General features: G+C 36.4%; 9 protein-coding genes and 1 tRNA gene. 4 read left to right on the forward strand and 6 right to left on the reverse strand.

Going from position 1 to position 22,751, the window contains the following annotated elements:
* Nucleotides 1-24: 24 nt before the first annotated feature.
* On the reverse strand, nucleotides 25-4,308 hold the full coding sequence (locus ACY0M5_RS17275; protein WP_461630024.1) for a hybrid sensor histidine kinase/response regulator: 4,284 nt from the start codon (nucleotides 4,306-4,308) through the stop codon (nucleotides 25-27).
* A gap of 188 nt (nucleotides 4,309-4,496) precedes the next feature.
* Between ACY0M5_RS17275 and ACY0M5_RS17280 the strand changes: the two genes are divergently transcribed.
* The 4 genes from ACY0M5_RS17280 to ACY0M5_RS17295 all read left to right on the forward strand — a co-directional run bounded on the left by ACY0M5_RS17280 (nucleotide 4,497) and on the right by ACY0M5_RS17295 (nucleotide 7,933).
* A complete protein-coding gene (locus tag ACY0M5_RS17280) occupies nucleotides 4,497-5,453 on the forward strand; it encodes a glycoside hydrolase family 43 protein (protein WP_461630025.1) in 957 nt (318 codons plus the stop codon).
* Nucleotides 5,454-5,509: 56 nt separating this feature from the next.
* Nucleotides 5,510-5,824, forward strand: coding sequence for an L-rhamnose mutarotase (rhaM, locus tag ACY0M5_RS17285; RefSeq protein WP_461630026.1), 315 nt, complete (start codon nucleotides 5,510-5,512; stop codon nucleotides 5,822-5,824).
* Nucleotides 5,825-6,129: 305 nt separating this feature from the next.
* Entirely contained in the window at nucleotides 6,130-7,665 is a 1,536-nt protein-coding gene (locus tag ACY0M5_RS17290) for an ATP-binding cassette domain-containing protein (RefSeq protein WP_461630027.1), read from the forward strand.
* A 180-nt stretch (nucleotides 7,666-7,845) separates the two neighbouring features.
* Nucleotides 7,846-7,933 (forward strand) — tRNA-Ser (locus ACY0M5_RS17295).
* Nucleotides 7,934-8,814: 881 nt separating this feature from the next.
* On the opposite strand, the gene ACY0M5_RS17300 is transcribed toward ACY0M5_RS17295, so the two are convergent.
* The 5 genes from ACY0M5_RS17300 to ACY0M5_RS17320 form a co-directional block, all read right to left on the reverse strand.
* Nucleotides 8,815-9,366: a hypothetical protein gene (locus ACY0M5_RS17300; RefSeq protein ID WP_461630028.1), complete on the reverse strand. Its 552-nt coding sequence runs from the start codon at nucleotides 9,364-9,366 to the stop codon at nucleotides 8,815-8,817.
* Nucleotides 9,367-9,552: 186 nt separating this feature from the next.
* Nucleotides 9,553-10,140, reverse strand: a complete 588-nt coding sequence (locus ACY0M5_RS17305) for a hypothetical protein (protein ID WP_156194560.1) — start codon at nucleotides 10,138-10,140, stop codon at nucleotides 9,553-9,555.
* A gap of 6 nt (nucleotides 10,141-10,146) precedes the next feature.
* On the reverse strand, nucleotides 10,147-17,244 hold the full coding sequence (locus ACY0M5_RS17310) for a DUF6443 domain-containing protein (protein ID WP_461630029.1): 7,098 nt from the start codon (nucleotides 17,242-17,244) through the stop codon (nucleotides 10,147-10,149).
* Nucleotides 17,245-17,350: 106 nt separating this feature from the next.
* Nucleotides 17,351-21,538: a tail fiber protein gene (locus tag ACY0M5_RS17315; protein WP_461630030.1), complete on the reverse strand. Its 4,188-nt coding sequence runs from the start codon at nucleotides 21,536-21,538 to the stop codon at nucleotides 17,351-17,353.
* Between the two features lie 91 nt (nucleotides 21,539-21,629).
* The gene (locus ACY0M5_RS17320; RefSeq protein WP_461630031.1) at nucleotides 21,630-22,370 is read right to left on the reverse strand and encodes a T9SS type A sorting domain-containing protein; all 741 of its coding nucleotides are present in this window, start codon (nucleotides 22,368-22,370) and stop codon (nucleotides 21,630-21,632) included.
* Between the last annotated feature and the right edge of the window lie 381 nt (nucleotides 22,371-22,751).

A 22,751-nucleotide genomic window follows, 5' to 3' on the forward strand; every position in this document is an offset into this window, starting at 1 on the left:
AGCATGTAATTTCAGCTGTAATCTTTACTTTCCATATTTTGAAGGGGCACAGCCAAACTGTGCCTTAAAACACTTACTAAAATAGAATGGATCTTCAATTCCTACCTGCCAGGAAACCTCAGATACATTGTATTTATCTTCAAGAATCAGCTCGGCAGCTCTCTTCATTCTTTTTATTTTAATCAATTCATTTGGCGAATACCCAGTGAGACCTTTCACCTTTTTATAAAATATAGTTCGTGTTTGTCCTGCCAGTTCTGTAAACTCAGTTACAGTAAAGCTTGGCTCTGCAAGATGCTTATCGATAATTTCATTAATTAAATCGTAAAATGCCTGATCTTTATTCCCCTGACTTAACAATCCTTTTTTAACCTCAACATCAACAGAAAAACGTTTTTTAAGCCTCTCACGCTGATCAATTAAAGAATACACCCGGGATAGTAAATATTTAAAACTAAAAGGTTTCATAATATACTCATCGGCACCACATTCACTCCCTTGCAGCTTAATGGTATCTGAGGACATGGCAGTCAGTAAAATAATTGGAATGTGACTTGTTTCAAAATTATCTTTTAGCCTTCGGGTTACTTCCAAACCATCCATTTGCGGCATTTTTACATCACAAATTATCAATGTTGGGTTCAATTCAATGGCTTTATCCAATCCTTCTTTACCATCTGCAGCCAACTCAATATCAAAATGATGCTGCAATTCGTCTTTCAAATACTCCCTAATATCATAATTGTCATCGATAACCAATATTTTCCAATGATGCGGATTAAGGGGTCTTTGAATAAGGTGATCCTCATTGTGCTCCGCCTGAACCTCTTCATTATCACCGGCATCTACAACATCTAAAAATTTAACATCGCTGTACACTTCTTTTTTAGAAGGTAATTCAACCGTAAAAATAGAACCTCCCTCTGGATTTGGGTTGTATTTCACTTTGCCCTTGTGAGTTTCAGTGAATTCTTTAACCAATTCCAAACCAATTCCGGTTCCTTCTGTCGAAGTATTCAACTTCATAAAACGGCCAAAAAGGAACTCCCTTTTTTCCTTGGGAATACCAACTCCTGTATCAATCACACTTATTATGCAATTCCCGTTATGAGCATCCCTAACTACTCTGCAGGTAATTTTTCCTTTTGCAGGAGTAAACTTAAAGGCGTTGGAAAGCAGATTAAACAATATTTTCTCAACTTTATTTCTATCGATATAAAAATCCCATTTCCCATTGATCCCTTCGAACTGGTATTCTATATTTTTTTGAAACGCTATTTCTTTAAAAGCATAGTAAGCATTACGGGTAAAATCTGAGATATCCGTCATCTCCAGATTTAGAGTCAATACATTGTTCTGCAGTTTGCGGAACTCCAATAGCTGATCAATCAATCGCGACATTTGAGTTGTATTGCGATTAAGCAAGCTGACATTTTTAGAGACTTCAGCAGGAAGCTCTTTCATATCATTCATTCTCTCAACAGCTCCTTTAATTAAAGTAAGCGGAGTTCTGAATTCATGTGATATATTCGTAAAAAAGCGTAGTTTATAATCCGTTAACTGTTTTTCCATTTTAACAGCATTATTAAGCGAACTGATTCGTAATAAAAAACGAATAATTACAAATGCTATTCCCAGAATAATTAGAATATACAAAGCTATTGCATAATTCGTTCTCCAAACAGGAGGTAAAACAGTAATTTGAAACGTTCTTATCTCATTATTCCATTCGCCGTCAGCATTAGCTCCTTTTACCTGAAACTTATAATTGCCGCCGGGCATATTTTTATAGGTAGCCCAATTGTTACTGTTTGGAGAACTCCAATATTGATCGTAAGGCTCCAGATTGTATGTATATTTATTTCTTGAAGGGTCTGTTATATCTAAACAGGCAAAATTAAGTGTAAAAGTATTTTGATCATGTTCCAGCACGATCTTATCTGTAATACTTATTGACTCTTTTAACGGTGAATCAGCCTGCCCCGCTTCAATTCGCTGATCATTCACAAAAAAATCGGTTAACTGAACCAAAGGAACTGTTTGATTGACAACAATGCTGGCAGGATTCAGTACTAACATGCCATCTAAAGTTCCCCACAGCATTTCGCCATCTTCTTTTAATAAACAGGCATTCTCATTATAAAAATCGCCGTACGTACTGTTCGAAAACTGATAAGTTAAAAAGGTATTCTTCCCTTTTTCTATATGCGTTAAACCACTCTCTGTACTTACCCAAAGTACACTATCCTTACTTTCCAGAATGGAGGTAATAATATCCGACGGAAGTCCTTCCTTTTTTGTGTATTTTACGAAAGAACCCTGTTTATCAGGACTGTCAGCATCAAATAAATTCAATCCTCCGCCAGCTGTCCCAATCCACAATTCACCTCTGCTATCTTCAAAAATCGCTTTTACGTCATTACAGTTTAAACCTTCCGGATGTCCTGGATTGTATGTATAAATGGTATATACATTCTGATTCTTAATGAATTCGTCCGGCTGGAAACAGATCAATCCTTCGTAAGTACCTACCCAAATAAGTCCCTTTTTATCCTCCAGTAAACATCTTACAAAACTGATATTCCCTTTGTTATTTAAATAATGATTAAACCGAAAACGGTTCCCCGATTCCTCTACCAAATCAATTCCTCCGCCAAAGGATGCGATCCAAATTCTTTTCTCAGAGTCTTGTATGATATCAAATATGGAATTACTGCACAAACTATTGACTTTTTCTTCCTCATTAACAAAATGTTGGTATTGCTGATACGATTTTTTATCGTATATATACACCCCGTTTCCTTTGGTACCTACCCAAATCCGTCCTTTGTCATCTTCAGCTATGGTATAGGGATTAATGTTTTTCTCAATTCGCTTCTGATTTTTTAGCTGATCATCATATATATACAGACTGCCATTTTTTGTACCCAACCATATCTTACCGTCTGAGTCTTTAAAAATAACCTTCACATTGTTACTTGCAACAATAGATTCATCCTTTTCCGGCATAATATATTTTACATCGAATTTTTCTCTGGTTACCTTAATAACACCTGCATATTCACTACCAATCCACAAATTTCCAAAATGATCTTCATCAATAGATAATAAATAATCCGAAACCGGACTGTTTTCTACTTTATCATACAAATAATTGGTTAGTACATCATTCTCCGCATTATACTGATACAACCCATTTCCGTAGGTGGTTATCCAGTAAATTCCTTCCGAGTCGATTAAAACATTATATCTTCCATCATCAATAACACTGGCTACCTCCGGTGATATCAACTGCATCTCTTTGGTTTTGCCTGTAATAGGATTGGTATAAATCATCCGACCTGAATCATCATACACCCAAATGCCTTTTTTGGCATCAACAATTATACGCGGGGCTGCAATAATAGGGTTTGAACTGCCTAAAGGATTTTTAGAAAATACACCCGTATTTACATCAACTTTATACAGTCCTTTTTCCAATGATGAAACAATCAAATTATCTTTGTTCAGCTGTGCTATATCCCGAAGAGAACATCGCTCCGAAGATTTAAATGCCTCTAAAAACAGATGTTTCTTCAGATCATAACGGCAAATCACATCATCGGACATAAAATAAACAATTGAATTTAACTGCATCGCCTTTCGGAAAACACCAAGATTCTCCTGATTGTAAAACTCATCTGTATGGCCGGATGAATCAATTCTATTTAATCCCGAATCGCGGCCAATCCATACATTGTTTAAAGAATCTGCAAACACAAAATTCACTTTATCTTCTGATAATTTGCTTGAATTTGATGCAGAATGAAAAGCTATAACAGGTACCCCCTCCGTATTTTTTTCGATTTTAACACATCCACTATCGCCCCACAACCAAACCTCTCCTTTTTGGGTTTCCAAATAATTAGTAAACAAAAGCGGTACTGTATTTCCCTCGTAACTAAATTCGATAAAACGTTCCAATTTGGGATTGTAGCAATTAAATGAATTATCATAAGTTTTAATCCACAAAAAACCATCCTTGTCTTCATGAATACTTCTGATTCTTTGATCGGTAATATTTTTGGGTCTTCCGGGTTCTGGTTTGTAGGTTATAAACCGGGTTCCGTCATACCGCACCAAACCATCCAGAGTACCAACCCACAAAAAACCCATATTATCAACAACAATGCTTCGGGCAGTATTTTGAGGCAATCCGTCTTTGGTACTAATCTGACTAAACAGTATGGATTCCTGGGCACATAACATGGAAGAAAAGAAAAGAGAAATTGTAAATATTCCAATGAAAATATTTTGCCTTTTATTCATTTTATAATCCCTTAAGAACATACCCTTTTCTTTGATTTAGCAGTAACTGTATTACAAAAATTAAAAATAGACAATTAAATAAAAATACCATCTAAAACGGCATTTTTTACAGGAGTTTGTATGATAATCCATGATTATAATTATCCTTACATTTATCTTGTAATAAATTTTTTATAACTCTATTTTTCATGATCAACTTTAATTTCTTCAAACTAATCATCTGTCTTTTAATCCTTTTGCCTGGATGTTCTGAAAATCACAAAGACGTTTACTTATTTTCCTATTTCACAAACAATGGTCAGGATGGGCTTCATCTGGCCTATAGTTACGATGGACATCAATGGGAAGCAGTAAAGGATGGTAAATCATTATTAAAACCGGTTATTGGTAAAGATCGGTTAATGCGCGACCCAAGCATCACCCAAGGGAAGGATGGAATATTTCGTCTTGTTTGGACAACAGGATGGTGGGATCAAGGAATTGGATACGCTTCCTCAAAAGATTTAATTCACTGGTCGGAACAAAAAAACATCCCTGTAATGGAGCATTTTAAAGAAACCCGAAACACCTGGGCTCCCGAAGTATTTTTTGATGATGCATCCCATTTATTTTATATTGTTTGGGCATCGACAATTCCCGGACAATTCCCGGAAATTGAAACCACAAGCAATGAAAAAGGGCTAAATCACCGACTATATTTCACAACTACAACTGATTTTAAAACTTTCTCTCCCACATCTCTCTTTTATGATCCGGGGTTTAGTGTCATCGATGGAGCCATTCTTAAAACCGATTCAACCTACATGATGGTTATTAAAAATGAAATGTCGGTTCCTAAAGAGAAAAATTTGCGCATTGTTTTCACAAAAAATATGGCCGATGGATTCCCAACAAAGGTTTCTGATAATATTTCGGGGAACTCCTGGGTAGAAGGACCAACTCCATTAAAAATTGGGAAATACATCTACATTTACTTCGATAAATACAGAGACAAAAAATATGGTGCCATTCGTTCACTTGATGGAAAAAATTGGGAAGATATTTCAGAATCAATTAATTTACCCAGAGGCATTCGACACGGCACTGCATTTAAAGTATCTGAAAAAATACTGAATAATCTTCTGGACAACACTTCCGGTAAATAATTTAGTTCCACATCCTTTTGAACAAATTAATTTCCAAATACAAAACTCCATAAAAAATGAAACGGTTAGCCTTTAAAATGCACCTCAATGAAGGTCAGAGAGAAGAATATAAAAAACGCCATAATGAATTGTGGCCAGAGCTTAAACAATTACTAAAAGAGGCTGGAGTAAATGAATACTCCATTTTTATAGATGAAGAAACAAATACTTTATTTGCATTTCAAAAGCTAAGCCGCAACGGAGGTTCGCAAGATTTAGGACAAACCGAAGTGGTGAAAAAATGGTGGGAATTTATGGCAGATATAATGAAAACCAACGCAGACAACTCCCCCGTTTCTGTTCCTTTAGAGGAAGTATTTTACCTGGAGTAAAACACCCGAGTCTTGAAAAAGGAAGAAAATTGGCAGCTAATAATTTATTGCGTGAACTCGCCGGAGCCCCAAGATCATCCACTCACTAAAAAAACACTTTTCACAGTAAAAAGTGTTTCATTCATTTGAAACTTTCGTTTTATGTGCTAAATATTAAAACAGTAAAAGGAACGGATAAATTTACTACCTGTTGAATTTCATCTTCCCATATTAAAATCCTAAAAAGATAAATTATCTTTACTTCGATAAAAATTGAATGACTCCAAAGTTACCACTTGCAGAAAATTTGCCCAGACAAACTTCTTATGACCAATCAAACCATTATTTCTTTTGAAAATGTAAGAGTACAGTATCTTAATCAGATTCTTCTTGAAAATATTAATCTTTCGGTGAAAACAGGGCAGCACTGGGCGATAATCGGAGCAAGTGGTTCGGGGAAAAGTGCTCTTCTAAAAACAATTGCAGGTAAATTTCATATCTCGCAAGGAGAATTCAAACATCCATTGCTGGATGCAAAAGCAAAAAAACGAAATGGAAATCAAATTCTTTTTACCTGGAAGAGTTTGATCAGTCAGGTGTCAACAAAGCATAATTTTACAAATTTATCCAACACCACCAGTTTTTACTATCAGCAACGCTTTAACTCTGCTGATTCGGAGGACACTCAAACCGTTGAGCAGTATCTTTCAAAAATTGAACCATCTTCATCGCCCGAAACGTGGACACTCAATAAGGTACTGGATCGCTTACATCTTCGAAATTTAAAAAATAAACACCTTATCAAGCTATCAAATGGGGAAACAAAAAGACTACTTATTGCTAAGGCGCTGCTGAAAAATCCCACGCTGCTCCTATTGGACAATCCGCTTACTGGACTCGATATTGCAATGAGAACAGACATTAATAATCTGATAACTGAAATATCTGATTCAGGTATTGGTATTGTTATGACTACCTCGCCCAACGAAATTCCGGAAGCAATTACTCATGTTGCTGTTCTTAACGAAGGAAGAATTACAAGCAGTCTCACCCGATCTGAATTTAAGCCTGAAAAAGTTAGTTTTTCAGCCATTTCTGAAATTGATAATCTGGAACTTAAAAAGCTGCTGGCAACAAGCAAACAGGAGAATTTCGAAAACATTGTTGAAATGAAAGATGTAGTGATTAAATATGGTGAACACACTATTCTTGATCATGTAAACTGGACTATAAAACAAAGTGAACGTTGGGCATTGCTTGGTCACAATGGTGCCGGGAAATCAACTTTATTAAGCTTAATTAACGCAGATAATCCTCAGGCATATGCTAACAACATATCTCTTTTTGGTGTGAAGAGAGGAAGCGGAGAAAGCATTTGGGATATTAAAAAGAAAATTGGTTTCGTCTCTCCTGAATTCTTTCAATATTTCCCAAATGGAAATTCATGCCTTCAGGTAATTGAATCGGGATTTCACAACACTTTAGGTCTCTTCCGAAAATCAAATCCTGCTAAAGCTGAAATTGCTAAACGTTGGATGCAGCTTCTTGAAATTGAGAGTTCTGCCACTCAAGGATTCAAAAATGTATCAGCAAGCACTCAACGCTTGTGCCTCCTTGCCAGAGCACTGGTAAAAAATCCTCCATTACTGATATTTGATGAACCCACTCAAGGATTAGACCTTCACCAACAGAATAATTTCAAACGCATTATTGAAAAAATATGCAGACACAGCAATGTAAGTCTTATATATGTAAGTCATTACAGGCATGAAATACCTGAAAGTGTTCAATATACATTGAAATTAGAAAAGGGGAAACAAATTGAAAATACAGAAAAAGCCGACTCTCAACTGCAAAATTAAAAGAAGCAGAATCATTGTACTCTTCCCAATAAAAACCACATATACAGCTATTTCCAAAAAACAATTGATGACCTGTACAATTCGATTGACTGCTCTAAATCATTTTTCGCATAATATCTTTTGTAATCCGCTATTTTGTTTTACTTTTGTCCCGCACAATTATCCTAACAGATATTGCTTGGAGGGATGACAGAGTGGCCGATTGTGCGTGCTTGGAAAGCACGTGTACCGCAAGGTACCGGGGGTTCGAATCCCTCTCTCTCCGCCATGCAGAAATGCAATAGAAGGAAAAGCCTTGTAAACTTAACGTTTACAAGGCTTTCTTCATTTAGTACCAAGGCAATCTAAACCCTAAAACAACATTAAAAGGGTGTAGAATTCGGTGTAGATTTAAAAGCTTAATTTTGCTACACCTCAGACAGGTGCTAATACACAATTATGTTGCTCGGTTACAAATATAAAGTAGTGAAGTTGCTACGTTGCTTAGGTTATTTCCTATTGCCATATACGGCGAAGCACTTTGCAGTGCCGGGAATTGCCCACCATCTACCTACTTCGGGGTCAAAATAACGGGCGTGGTGGTCGTACTCCCGATCTTCGGGACTCCGTTACACTACGCAAGCAGACCAAAATTATCAAGGAACTCTTGCCGGATTAAAAATCCTTTTACTCCATAAGCTCTGGTTATAAGTCAGGAGTAGCTTACATATTTTGTGTGGTTCTGTATAAAAAACAATTTGAATCTATGATTATTTTAATATTCCACCAATATATGGAACGGTAAATTTAAAAAACACCAATATACTGAGGACGATATATAGAATAACACTTAAGGTTCCATATATAGATAATTTCTTGCTTTCTTTTTCATATTCCTCCACAATTTGAGCATATCTTTCTTTATGATGAAAATATAAAAAATGCATAATTATAATTAAAATTGTGTATGGAATAGTACTGTAATCATTAAAAAGTGAAGAAACCAGTTTGTTCCTTATTATCAAATCGACTATAGTGAAAGTGTTAAACAAAAATAACCAGCACATTACAATAATAGTTCCAAAAGTAGGCGATTCGTCAAAAACGCTAAGAATTTGATAAATTTTAAAAAAGATATAATTGTATATTCTCATTTTCGTATTTTTTTTTCTAATAGCCAAACCCGGAATAAGAAGAGCCACTCATAAAATAATCTATTTCAGAATTCATCCTATTAAAAAACATTATTACCTCTGGCTGAGCAAGAAATTTATTTATCATACTGCCAGAATAAGAAATAATCTCACGTGTTAAAAATAAAGCCCCCATTTGAGGCATAATTGATCCTACTGTATTTTCCAGTGTTTGTATTTCAAAGTCATCGCCACTTATTTGTCCACTTCTATAATCATTAATTATTGAACCTTCATTAATAAGAAAAAGTAAGGCACTACCACGTCCTCCTATCTTTGTATTAGTTGTATACTGATTAACATTTGGTCTGTTATATATTTTAAATCTATTACTTTTAGGAAGGTAATGAAGATATTTACCATCATTAAAAGTTCCTAAAGCCACCCCACTTAAACCAGTAGTTAGAGATAAACCGTTTCCATCTCCTCCTGACTGATTGGATAAACTAACTCCACTAAACATTTCCTCAGCTACTTGCTTTCCTGCTTTTTTTGAGGCTTGTTTCTCATTAATATCATCTTCCATCATATGTCCGTAATGGTTCAACAAAGCCACCGTAGCCCCGGTACCTGCAATACATTCTCATCCTGATCTACCACCACGCGGGTGTGACCCAAATGGTCGGCCAGCGTGTAGTAATACGAGCCGAACCCTGTCGTATGGTTTTAGTTAGAAACCATACCAGCAGGGTTAGTTCGGTAGCGGAGGAGTAAATCATAAATCATCTTCATAATAAGTTTTAATTCTAGTAACAACAACTTCGTGCGTTCTTCTATTAATGCTAAGTTTGTATTGTCCAATTTTTTTAGGATACTCCCTTTCGTCTTTTAGTAAAAAAAATATGATTTCTTTTTTATTTAAATAGTAAAGACCAATTTCTTCTCCTTCATCGTTAATTGAATAATATTCAGGAGCAATAATGTACTTAACTAATAATCCTTCTTCTAAATTATCAATTTTGCCAATAAAATCTAATACTTCGCATGTTTCATCAATGATATATAAATTACCATTTCTAATAGCTACGATGTAATCAAAGCATATCGTAGGGTGACATCCTTCTCTAAAGCTTGAATTTAATTCTATTTTAGGAATGGTAATAGATTTAACACCTTTCTTAAATTTAATTTCTGTTATTGAATCTATATAATCATAATTTCGATATTCCCAATAGTTAATATTATCATTAGGGATGATCTTAGGCAAAAGTTCTTCATACCAAAATTCAGGTAGAGGTTTGATTTCCGTTTCACAGCTATTCGTAGCTATAATTGACAAAAGACCTAATATTAATTGCTTCATTTTTTATTATGGTAAGAATTTATGATGTTTAATTAAATCTGCAGTCCAATCAAAAAGAAAATGGGAAGAATATTTGTTCATATTGTCAAAGTAAAGCGTCTTAGGATTGTATTGAATGAGTTTTTGACTAGCCTCCCATGTCCATTTATATGCTGCATGTTCGCTAAAACTTGCAAATTGAGAACGAAACATATCTTGGAGACCAGGATATGAATAATGTGTAACATGTACATATTCATGTCCTAGTGTTAAGTATAATTTGAATTTGCTCTGAAATGCACTTTTACTTAAATAGACATTTGAAGAGTATCCGTCACCTAATTTTCTTGAAATATTTGTAACTCCTCCAGCATACACTTTTGTTCTATTATTGAATATATTACCATCTTTTAAAAGATATTTTTTAGCATTTGGATTCTTATTTATATATAGGTTATCTAACCCTTCAACATCCCCAAATACAGCTTTAGAAAACCTTTTTGCATTTTCTTGAGAATACACCACTTTTTTACCATCTAGTTCTATACCACTATCTTCTAATTCAAGGCTTTTGTTGAATTCACTTCGCATTCTAAGTTGTTGAATACCTACATTAACACCTCCAATTATTCCACCAGTTACAGCTCCAGAAATACCTGCCCCTAATCCAGCTCCTAAACCTTCACCAAAATTTGCACCTCCAAGCCAAGAATTTCCAGCACCACTTATTAAGCCTCCACCGAACCCTCCAGCAGCACCAACAACAATTCCTTCACCAATACCAGTGACAGCAGGAGCCATTCCCATAGCAAAACCATTTAATCCTAACCCCTGCATAGCACTCCATGCTGCACCAGACATACCTGCTGTTAATGCTCCTGCAGCGGCTCCAACACTAAAATAACCAAGTCCGTCCCAAAAACTGTCAATTTTTTTGGAATTTAAAAGAGTATTAATTAAACCTCCAATTAGCATGGCTTCAATGAAGAATTCCCCGTCTTCATCTATATTCATCATGGGGTTATTTCCCATGGCCATATAGGGTGATGTTCCCTGTAGTGCCGGGTCAATTGCCCACCAGCGACCTACTTCTGGGTCGAAATAGCGTGCGTGGTGGTCGTACCAGTTCAGACCAAAATTATCAAGGAACTCTTTTCCTGTGTAAAGGTAGTTATATTTTGTTTCGCTCGAAAGTGCAGCTATGGGTGTTCCGTAAGGATAATAGGCAGTTTCCTGTATTACATTCTCATCCTGATCTACCACAACCCGGGTATGCCCCAAATGATCGGCCAATGTGTAATAGTATTTTCCTTTTCCATCCTTTGTGGAAATCTCTCCCTCTTCATCGGGTAATTGTGAGTAATACCCCTCTTCAGTAAAGATTTTGTCCAACTGGTTGTTGACGAACAGGAATTCCCCCTGATAATCGATGCGCTGCACTTCATTATCATCGGCATCGAAAATGCTGCGCCGCAACAGGGTGCCGTCGGCCAAATATTGGTTCACAATTTTTCCCTGTCCTGCAGCAGTAATGGTATCCGGCAAATTAAATAGATTATAACTAATGCTTATTTTTTTGTACTCGTCGTACACCATATTGCCGTTTTTATCGTATTCGTAACGGAAACCGTTGGTTTTTAAAGCTTCGGCCAATTGATGTTCTTTTAGCAGGTTTTCATGTATGGCAATGGTGTCTGTTTCGTTAATCAGTCCATCGCCGTTGGTATCCGAGAACACCATTTGGTCATCTTTTCGGCGGATAACCTGCCAGGCTTTCCACTCGGTGCTTCGGGTATCACGAGGCTTAATTTTGAATTTGTAATTGTAACCTATAGGGTGCTGATCGTCCACATCTACTTTGCCATCGTTGTTGGCATCGCCCGGCCATACTTCTACCTGTTCTGTGTTGGTTCTGTCGAGTTTTCGAAGCTGATTGGTGTTTTCGTACTCGTATTTAAATTGTTGATACAGCCCCAAACTGTCGTTTCGGCTTAAAAAGCTCATGTTTCCATTTGCATCGTATGTGTATTGGGCGGTATACGGATGATCGTCTGACTTGGCTTGGGTCAGATTTTTCCAGCCATCGTAGCCAAAACTATAGGTGTGGCGTTTCTGGCTTTTAGTTTCCCAGGCCATGGCACTCAGGCTGCCATCGTAGGTTTCGGTGTTGTTCGTGCCTTTTAATTTCGTATCGTAAGCCAATTCCAATGTCAGGTATTTTTCACTTTGGCTTTTAATCATGCGATCCAACTCGTCGTAGGTATATTGGGTTTCAATTTTGCCATTGTGCACTTTTTTACCTGCCAAAGAGCCATCGCTGTTGTATTCAAAACTGGAAAGAACAACGGAACTTTGGCCGTTTACACTGTGGTGCACATTCAGCAGTTCACCTGTTGTGCCGTAATCGTATTGGCGTTGGGTGCTGAATTCTTCTCCATTAAAGATTTTGTTTACTTTGGTCTCGGTTACTTTACCCTGAAAATCAAAAGCTGTTCTTACCTTGTCGATTCCCCCCGTATTGTTTTGCGAAATGGCTTCAATTACACGACCTTCTTTGTCGTAATAGCTGACTGCTTTTATCCATGTATCACTTCCCAATATGCGGGTTTCGCTTCCGGTAATTCTGCCTAAATTGTTTGCGGCATGTTCATCACTGCAAGGATTGCCTTTGGCAAAAGCAAAATTGTAATTGTCGTAATAGGTTCTACTCAAAACTATCTCTTTACCGCTTGTTGCAGATCCTCCCCCTTCAGGGAGTTCTTGGGGAGAAAGATAGCCTGTTTCAATGGGGCGACTTAATTCATCGTATTTAATGTAGGTGCTTGTGCCTTTTGCATCGGTTTCACAAATTAAGCGGTCCAATTCATCATATTCCATGGTGATACATCCTGCTCCTGGTATTTCCTTTTTAATGAGTCGGTTTCGCTTGTCGTATAAGAATTTGTACACATAATTGCCTGCGCTGATGTCGCCCTTTGCCTGAGGGGGTAAAATAGCCCGCAGGTTGCCGTAATCGTCGTACACATAGTCGGTAATCAGAGCCGATCCGTAATCGGGATCACCTGTCTGTATTCCTCTCACTGAGGCTTTCCGAACCACCTGACCATCCATGTTTTTATAGCTCACATTGGTAATTCCCTCGAAAGAAACTGCAGTTTTGTATAGTGTGCCTTTCGGATATTCTTTTTTCTGATAGGTATCAGCAGCAAGGTCTGCTTTGTAGGAGGAAATACTTACCTGATTCATGCCGTACTGATTGGTACTGGCATGTTTGTTCAGAGTATAATTTTCTCCGAAACTACCCTGTTTATGAATACGGTTGTATGCATCGAAACTACTTTCTGCTTTGTAGGAGGTCTCGTACTTGTTTTTTAAAAACTGTTTCCAATCCTTTTTGTATTTTGAATCGCTTAAGATAGGGAGACTGCGGTATTGAATTGCCTGACGTCCCAAACTGTCGTATTCGAATGACTGTATTAAGTTGTACTCTTGCGGCAAAGAGTTGATTGCAACTTGCTGTATGGCCCGCCCCAGCCCATCCTGATATTCAATGGCAATGGCAGCTCTGTTGGGCGCATTCCGATCTTCGAATTCGGAATTGACGGCTTTAAAAGTATAACTGGCAATAAAGTTTTTTCCTGCAGAGGGCAAGCCCTGCGTTTTGGTTTCGGAGTAGCCACCTACCACAAAGTTTTCACCTACCACCATTTGTCCAATGCCCAATTTTTCACCAATACTTTTTTCCTGCCCCACTTTTCCATATTGGTAATCGTAGGCTTTTATCAAATTTTTATCGTGATCACGAAGAAGTTTCAAACGTCCAAAATCGTCGTATTCGTAATACACAGAATAAGCGTTGGCATCGGTTTGATTCAAAAGGAATCCTTCCGGAGAATAGTTTGCCGAGGCGATAATGGCTTTGGGGAGATTTTTACGAAGATCTCCTGCTTTTCCATTGCTGATTTCCTGATAAGTGGCGTTTTGTGCCGTCATTTCCAAGAAATTCCCCTTGTACCGGTAAGAGGTAGCGATCCCATCCCGTCCGTGAGCTTGCAGCAATCGGGTTTTGTAATCGAATTTATCGTAGGTAATGGATGTCTCATATTTGCCGTCAATCCATGTTTTCACTTGTTCCGGCAAACGGGTCGATTGGTTGTAAACAACCTCACTACCCGATAGTTGTCGATTATTTTTATAAGCTACTTGTTTTTTTATTGTGTATTTTGGGTAGGGATTGTATTTGGGTGAATTATTTGTATTAGTGCCCCCGTTTCCATCATCTTCATCTGTAGATGGGTGGTGGGGAAGCGAAGTGTCATCATCCGCCGATTCATTTTCTTCTTCCTTAAATTTTAGGTAAGTTGTTTCTGTTCTCCAAATATCATTGGTAGTCAGTTTTTTTTGCACACTAACTTCAGGCAAAAGAGGATGAATTTGAGAGTACTTTTCAATGGAAGATTCGGAACTCACCGATTCTTTTTCACTCACATAGCTTGTTGATTTCACACCATTCAATCGTAAGGTTTCATAATCGATACTGTAAGGAACGATGTATTTATCCTCACTGGCTTCGGTATAAGATTCCGATACAATAAAGGGTTGTAGCTTGGCTTCGTATTTATTGAGAAAGATGGTAGAATAGTCGTATTCCTCAACACCCGATAATTTGCCTTTTAAATTGTAAGTTTCTGTTCGTAATATTCTTCCACGAAGCTGATCGCGTTCAGTGGGGCGGCCCACCTGATTTACTTTTTCGGTAACTAAATGATCTTCGTATATTACTTCACATTTGATTCGATTTTTCTGATTAAATATATGGGCTACATATTTTAGGTATTCAAGAGTACATGGATTAGGTACTGTTCCCTCAATATCCTTCCAAACGCGATCAATATCATTCATACTGCTTGGATATGCATCATTTATAGCATCAATAAATGCCTGCATGTTTGTGTAGTTTTTTTGAAAGGGACTTCTATGATTACGGGGATATTCAAGTTCAATATGTTTGAATGCTTTTTTTAAGTATATGGAGTTAGGTAAAGTATTGTCGTATTCATAAGCAGAGGTGAAAAACAGTTTGCTTTTTTGGGAATTATTACTCACTAATGCTTCCTGATATCCAAAGCTTGATCCTTGTGTTAAAATTGTTTCTGTATGCCCCCATGGACTTACGCCAAAGCGATATTCTCCAACGGGATAAATATTTGACGTGTTTCCGTAAGGTGTTGTTGGCTTTTGATACAAATAGTCAATGGTATTTACTTTTTTAGTCCCATCTGTTGTTATTGCATGTTTTAGTATAACACCCTCAAAAGTTGCATCATAAACAAATTCAGTTCTTGCCCCCGTTGCATTTTGCATGGCAATTAATATTCCGTTTGATACGGTTGTATCCAGTATCGCAGTTTCAGAATCGCTATTTGATGAAGCCCCTGATCGTCGGTCACCAGCTCTAGTTTTATATGCCAGTAAATCATAGTAATTAGCTTCACCAACTTTAAAATGGGAGATGAAACTTGGATACCCGATATAGAATCCATTATGATTTTGTAATTGTGAGCAGATTTTAGGCAATAAATCCGGTTTGTGATATTCAAAAGTGAAAAGATTTAAAGAGTCAGTATTAGTACTATTAATTTCTTTTATCTCTTTTATAAAATATCTTTTTATTTCACTATTCTCTTTCGAAAAATCTTTTGAAGGTAATGTTAATCTTCTGTAAATAGTTTTAAGAAGACCTTGTGGATAAGAGGGTTCGGAAATTTTTGATTCAGAATATTGATAATTAACAAGATAGTTCTTTGTCAGAGTTTTCTTATCAGCTCCATAGAAAAAAAGTTTATTAATGCGTTTATCATCGCCTGAATCATCCTTATAGGTAAGATCTACTTTTCCACAACTAGTTGAAATTTCAACCAATCTTTTCGGTGCGATAAATTTAATTCTTGTTTGTTTAGCTACGTAATTTTGTGAGAGATATTTGTCATTTAATGGAATTCTGTTAATTTTTATTTTTTTATTTTCGTCTGTAAATTCAAAATGATCGTAGGCATTATCCAATATAAGATCAATTGACCTTGCTTGTATAAATAGCCGATCATTATCTACTGCATATTTGTAATTTACATTGTCTGCATGGTAAGGTGTGATTATTCTTTTTAAGTACCAAGTTGCACTATAGGCATCTTTCTCATTCATCCATGTATCGCTGTGAATAACTTTTTGAATTTCAGTTTTGGTTTTATAAATAAGGTCTTCTGATTTATAATTACGCTCTTCAGAAGTTGTACTTTCCGTACTAAAGACTTGTTTTTCCAGATAATTTTTATTCATGCCAAATTCATAACACAAACCAGATGCTGTTGTAATCACAAAACCCATTAGTTCGTTATTTTCGAAATGAACTTGTATATCAATGTCTGCATCGCAATGGATAATTGGTGCAGCATTTTTCTGAGGAATATAAAAACTTCCCGCTAATCCAGGTGCGCTAAATAAGTATTTGTCAGGTTCAGTATCCCATATTTTTTTATCTTTTCCCTCTGCATTGTTTAGAATTTCGTTAAAACTTTCTTTATTCGTATCGTAATCAGTCTGGATTTTATTATACCAATAACCAATAACATCAACTTCTTCTTTTAATTTTTCTGAATAATTAATCCATGTCTCTTTTTCCATTTTCCCTTGAAACTCATCCGGATATCCCCTAACAACTCTCGCCACAGCTCCGCCGCCTTGTAAAGCCCAGGTCATGCCCAGGGGGCCGTTTTTTTCGTTTACTTTTACGCCATTACTTTGGTACACCAAGCCAATGGGAATGCTCATTCCTTGTGCAGGAAGGGTGTACAAAGGTATACTTACATTTACTGCACCAGTATACAAATTAGGACTTGCTGTTGCATTTCGCACCAAGGAGGAGGCAGTTGGAGAAGGCATAATGGGCATGGAAACCGGGGCAATGCCGGCAGAACTTCCACCACCACTACTTCCACCGCCTGATTTGGTGCTGACAGCCGATTTTAACAAAGGTTTTTTTAGGGTATCGCGTTCGGCCTGCAGATTTTGCGCCTGCAGGCAAATGAATTGCAATAATATAATAAGTGTGAGTAAAAGTTTTTTCATGTAATTATCGTATCAGATTCACGTTGGCATATAGAAGATTTATGTTTCTCTGTTCTTCTATTTTTTCTTTGTAATTTATTATTTGCCACAGAGGTATACGGAGAATTTACTCCACTCTCATGATAAAAGCCAAAGCATAATAATAGGGTGTTATATCTACGGCTGTTGGATTGGAAGAGCCGGCAGAAGCTGTTGAACCTTGAATTGCTATTGTTTTTGAAACAACACCTTTGCTAACATTTTTATTATCTGTTAATGTATTATTGTTAGTAGTAAGAAAATCAGAAAGAGTGTTGTCACTTAATTTTAAAGTTCCAGCTCCATGGCTATGTGAAGGAAGGTTTGCCAGTTCAAGTTTTACACTTTTGTTCCCTCCCCGGTCATTTGTATTATAAGTAGCACCCGAACCAACAACAAAGCGATCGCTTAGGTTTGGTGTGGTAATCCCGTTTATCACTTGTCCGTTGCACAATGCCCATCCGCTTGGTATCGTAGTGCCGCTCCACATGATAATTCCTCCGAGGGGAATTGTCCCACCTACCTGATCCGAAGTGTGTGTATGGTTTTTTTCGGCTTTACCGTTCCAGCTTGCTTTTTCAGCATCGTTTACAAATTGCTTGTTGGTGGTAGGTACAATCATATCAGCAGAGTGAGTGGCAGGATGTGTATACTTGTTTGCTCCAACCCCAATTCCTGCCAACTTACTTTTTTCAGCATCGGTGTAATCATTTGTTGAAAGATCTGCTTTGTTTGCTTTATTGTTCCAAATTGTTTTTTCAGTATCGCTTACAAAACGATGGCTTGCGTCTTGAGTGATCATGTTGGCTGGGTGCGAACCGGGATGAATGTATTTGTTTGCACCTGTTTCTATGCCTTTTAATTTTGATTTCTCAACACTTGTATAGTCGTTGCTCGAAAGTCCTTTACCTGCTGCTTGGGTCACTTTGTTGTTCCAAGTATTTTTCTCTGTGTCAGTAGTAAAACGATGATTAGCGTCTTGAGTGATAATGTTTGCATCGTGCGAAGCGGGATGAGTATAATTGTTTGCACTTGTTTCTATGCCATTTAATTTTGTTTTTTCAGTACTTGTATAATCGTTGCTCGAAAGTCCTTTACCTGCAACTTGAGTCACTTTGTTGTTCCAACTGTTTTTCTCTGTATCTGTAGTAAAACGATGATTAGCATCTTGAGTAATCATATTTGCTGCATGCGAAGCGGGATGAGTATAATTGTTTGCACTTGTTTCTATGCCGTCTAATTTTGTTTTCTCTGCACTTGTATAGTCGTTGCTCGAAAGTCCTTTACCTGCAACTTGAGTCACTTTGTTGTTCCAGTTTACTTTATCTGCATCGCTTACAAAACGATTGGTACTATTGGTATTTATTTCAGCAGGATTGTGATTATGACCGCTTAGGGAATACCTTTCAATAGGAATTCCTCCTGATAATTTCACAATACTAAGTCCTGCAATTTCCAGAGCTTCGCTTCCTTTAATGCTTTTTACATCTAAAGTATTTCCACTTACAGCGCCATTGGAAATTATATTACCATTTGTATTTACACCACCTAAACCAACAAAGGTTCCAGTATTGTTAATTACATCGGTATTTCCAATCAGGATTGCATCCGATCCGGATATGTATTTTCCAAATACTGTTCCATTTGGAGCGGAAATAGCAACATTCGCATTTCCTTTTGCATTCGCATAAGTGCTTTGAATTTGGGCACTTGTATTCATTCCTCCTTTTCCAACAAATTGAGATGAATTATTGATGACTTCTTTGTTTGCAATGGAGTAGTTGTTAGAATTGGTGTTGGCAACAGTTAAAGTGCTGGTTGAAAGCTTATCAATACTAACCGTATTTGTGATGAAATCTCCTGAAATTAGAATGTTCCCTTTGTTTCCTATTGCCAATTGATCATCACCAGCTAAATCAATATCATTACCTAGGAATAAATTTCCATTACCAGTATTTGATTTTCCAGTTCCATGACCAATGAAGATATTTTTTTCACCGGACTCGTTCACCAGCGCACTCGAATCTCCAATAAATATATTGCGACTGGCATAGGTGTTTTTATATCCGGCACGATAGCCAATTGCTATTGTACTTGTATTGTTCGAACCGGGAACCGATAAACCTGCTTCGCAGCCTATTGCAATATTATTGGTTCCCGAATTATTATTTGCTGCTTGATAACCGATTGCAACCGATGAATTTTGTTCTCCAAGCTCCATCGCAGAATATCCTATGGCAACTGATTTGCCTGAAGCATTTCTTCCTTGCATGGCTTTGGTTCCCAAAGCAACATTTCTCTCACTTGAAAAATCTCCGGTAATTGAAGCAGATTGTGAAGGATCACCAATCGATTCACCTGCTTGATTTCCAATAAAAACATTGTCAGATACATTTTCTGATCCTCTTCCTGCATTTTTTCCGATAATGACATTTCGTTCACCTCCTTTGTAAAGTGTATATCCAGCTTCATGACCTATTAGAGTATTGTTTTTGCCTGTGAAAAACTTATCTTTTTCATGTATTCCCAAAATCACATTTAGCGAGTCGGTTGCATTGAACTCATAGAATGAGTTTTCCAAATCATCATAAATAAATTTGTAGGCCTGATTCCATTCGCCGTAATCATATAGCTTATTTCCATCTCCATCAACCGATCCATTTTCCATTTTATAACGAATACGGGTCCATTCATCATCCGTCTTCATTTCTGAAGTCCAGTTTTTGGTAATGGTATCTTTTGCATATTCGCGGTCAATTTTACTTGCATCTAAAGCATTATATGCTTTCCCATTGTACAGCACAAAGTCCTGACTTAATTGAATCCCTCCCAGTTTGTTATGTGTGCCCAAAGGCAACTGGTAGTTATTGGCATTGTTTTCAATCCCATCCAGTTTGGTTTTTAATGCATCCGTAAAATTATTATCAGCTCTTGTTGCTCCATCTTCTATATTATCAAGTTTTAACCGTAATGTTTGTGTGAAATTTTCTTCGGTAAAGTTTAAAGTGTCCAACTTAATCTTCATTTTAACAACTGTATCGCGCAATACAGAATGATCCGATTCAATTTGAGTCATTCTGTTCTCCTGAATTACTCTATCGATATTGTGTACTTCTGCCAGAGAGTCAATTTTGTTAATCAGGCTAATTTGGGTCTGACTAATTAAATCTGATAGATTGTTATCACCAAGCTCTATTTTTTGATTTAGAGCATCATAAAACGTATTAAGGCTGGTTCTTATTACCTGTGCTGTATCTTGTAAAGCTTCTTCCAGATGATTTAATTTAATTTGGAAATCTGATCGAAGATGCTGGGCTGTATCCTGAACAGCCGATTCAGTACCACTGATTCTGTCATTTAGCAAAATAACCTCGTTATTTAGTTTTGAATTAGTTTCAGAATTTAGCACATACATTTTTGATCTGATATTTTGAGCTGTATCTGCCAGTTGACTTGTTTTATCTTGGGCGAGAGTGCTAATATCTTTTCTAAGTAAAGAGTCTGAACGATTTATTTGAATATTTAGTTTTTGTTCAAGTTCCACTACTGCTTTGGTGCTGTTTACTTTATTGTCAGATACCTCTGCGGACAATTTATTGATTGCATTTTCGGTTTCTGTTCGAAGAATTTGTTTTGTATCTTGTAGTTCAACATTAAAAAAATCTAATTTATTCTGGAAATTTTTCCTGTCCTGTCGTAAAGTATCAAGAACCTCCAAGTCCTCACTACTAATTTTATCTTTTAGAAGAATAATCTCGTTATCTAGTTTTGTATTGGTTTCAGAATTTAAAGTGTTTATTTCTTTTCTAATATTTAGGGCTGTTTCTTCCAGTTGGCTTGTTTTGTCTTGGTCAAGCTGATTAATGCTTAATTTAATAGAAGATTCCGTATCACTTAATTGAAGATTTAGTCTATGTTCTAAATCTAATATTGCCTCTGATGAATTACTTTGGGTGTTTATGAGTTGCTGGCTTAATTCTTTTAATTTGGCATCTCTTTGGCTTCGAAGAATTTGTGCTGTATCTCTAAGGTTTTGTTCCAAAATACTTAAAGGAACTTCTGCTTTGAGTAGATTGTTTGCTGTGTCATAAATTAATCCTTCTCCTACCGAATAGTTATAGCAGGCATCTATTAAATAGCCAAAATGTGCAGCTCCCGGAGCATAACCATTTTGAAAATGATTTTTAATATCCTGTTTGCTTTGCTGAGCCTGAGCAGTTTGTGTTCCTAAAAGAAGAATAAAGGATAGAAATAAGCTAGAGTAAAATTTTATCATATTGTGTATTTAAAAAACTTGTACTGTTTAGGAATTAATATTTGTCCAAATTACAATTGAATCTGTATGGGTATATTTGATATGTGTATTGTCAGACTTTGACTACTTTAACGACATCCTTTTCCCCATTGGAATAAATGATATTAAGGTAGTAATGTCCTGGTCTAAGGCTGGATAGATTTATTTCTAATTCATCACTGGACAGATTATTGTCCAAAGCCATTTGCTGACCTTTAGCATCAAACAACAAAATCTTGCTAATCATTTCTACTTTGTCAGCAGGAATATAAATCCAGCATCTTTCTTTTGTTGGATTTGGAGCGGCAACCAGTGGTATTTTTTCACCATTTTCTTCGCAAGAGATATTTATTGGCAACTTGAAAGGTTCAAGTTGTACTTCCGTTTTTTTTAGGTCGTAGGCTGTTACACTTTCTGCCTGAAATTCAATTGTGTATTCACAATGATTGGCAATTAACTGATAATAAGTTTCAGGTTTTATTGTGAAGTCAATAAGTATTGGCAACTCATCAAGATTCAACGTTTTTTTGCGCCCCTTAACGGAGAGCGAGTAAAGAACATAAGTGCTGTCAATTCGCTGCATTTCAAAGTATTCTTCTTTTTCAAGTCCTAATCCTTTGGAGTTAGCTGATATATAAAGAGAGTCTTTATAAATTACGGCTGGGTCAAAACTTATTTTATAGGTGATGCCATGCATTCCTTTTATATTACTGATTGATGTTCCCAATGTTGCATTGTAGGATCCAATTTTAACAGCATTGACTTGCTCTATTTTGGATGTTGGGAATTCGGCATTTATTGATTGAGCTTGCAATTGATTAATATGTATAAAACTACATACAGAAGCAAAAAATATTATGACCAGTGTTTTTTTTAGGTGTAAAAATATTATCATATGCAATTATTGTCGAGATAAACTAAATGAGATACTATTGCATTCTATTTTAAGTGATCTAAAATTAGATCCTTGTATAAATTTCGAGGAGCCAAATTATTAAAAAGTGTATTAAACACAAAACTAAATATATGTTGACAATATTATTTATTAAAAATAAAGTGTCCTAAATCATTATGAATGCTAATAATTGCGTAAAAATAGAAATATTAATTTCTTTGTTAATTAGAATAGATTTAAATATTAAAGGTATTCTACCTCCCAAAATTTTGCCTTAATATCAGTTAAACCGGATTTGGT

Origin of the sequence: Labilibaculum euxinicum, from assembly GCF_963678175.1 — a bacterium.
GTDB lineage: Bacteria > Bacteroidota > Bacteroidia > Bacteroidales > Marinifilaceae > Labilibaculum > Labilibaculum euxinus.

Excerpts from the sequence above, each read along its gene's own strand:
- ACY0M5_RS17305 (WP_156194560.1), bottom strand. The coding sequence starts at position 10,140 with ATGAAGCAATTAATATTAGGTCTTTTGTCAATTATAGCTACGAATAGC.
- ACY0M5_RS17290 (WP_461630027.1), top strand. The coding sequence starts at position 6,130 with ATGACCAATCAAACCATTATTTCTTTTGAAAATGTAAGAGTACAGTAT.
- ACY0M5_RS17275 (WP_461630024.1), bottom strand. The coding sequence starts at position 4,308 with ATGAATAAAAGGCAAAATATTTTCATTGGAATATTTACAATTTCTCTT.
- rhaM (WP_461630026.1), top strand. The coding sequence starts at position 5,510 with ATGAAACGGTTAGCCTTTAAAATGCACCTCAATGAAGGTCAGAGAGAA.
- ACY0M5_RS17280 (WP_461630025.1), top strand. The coding sequence starts at position 4,497 with ATGATCAACTTTAATTTCTTCAAACTAATCATCTGTCTTTTAATCCTT.
- ACY0M5_RS17300 (WP_461630028.1), bottom strand. The coding sequence starts at position 9,366 with ATGATGGAAGATGATATTAATGAGAAACAAGCCTCAAAAAAAGCAGGA.
- ACY0M5_RS17315 (WP_461630030.1), bottom strand. The coding sequence starts at position 21,538 with ATGATAAAATTTTACTCTAGCTTATTTCTATCCTTTATTCTTCTTTTA.
- ACY0M5_RS17310 (WP_461630029.1), bottom strand. The coding sequence starts at position 17,244 with ATGAAAAAACTTTTACTCACACTTATTATATTATTGCAATTCATTTGC.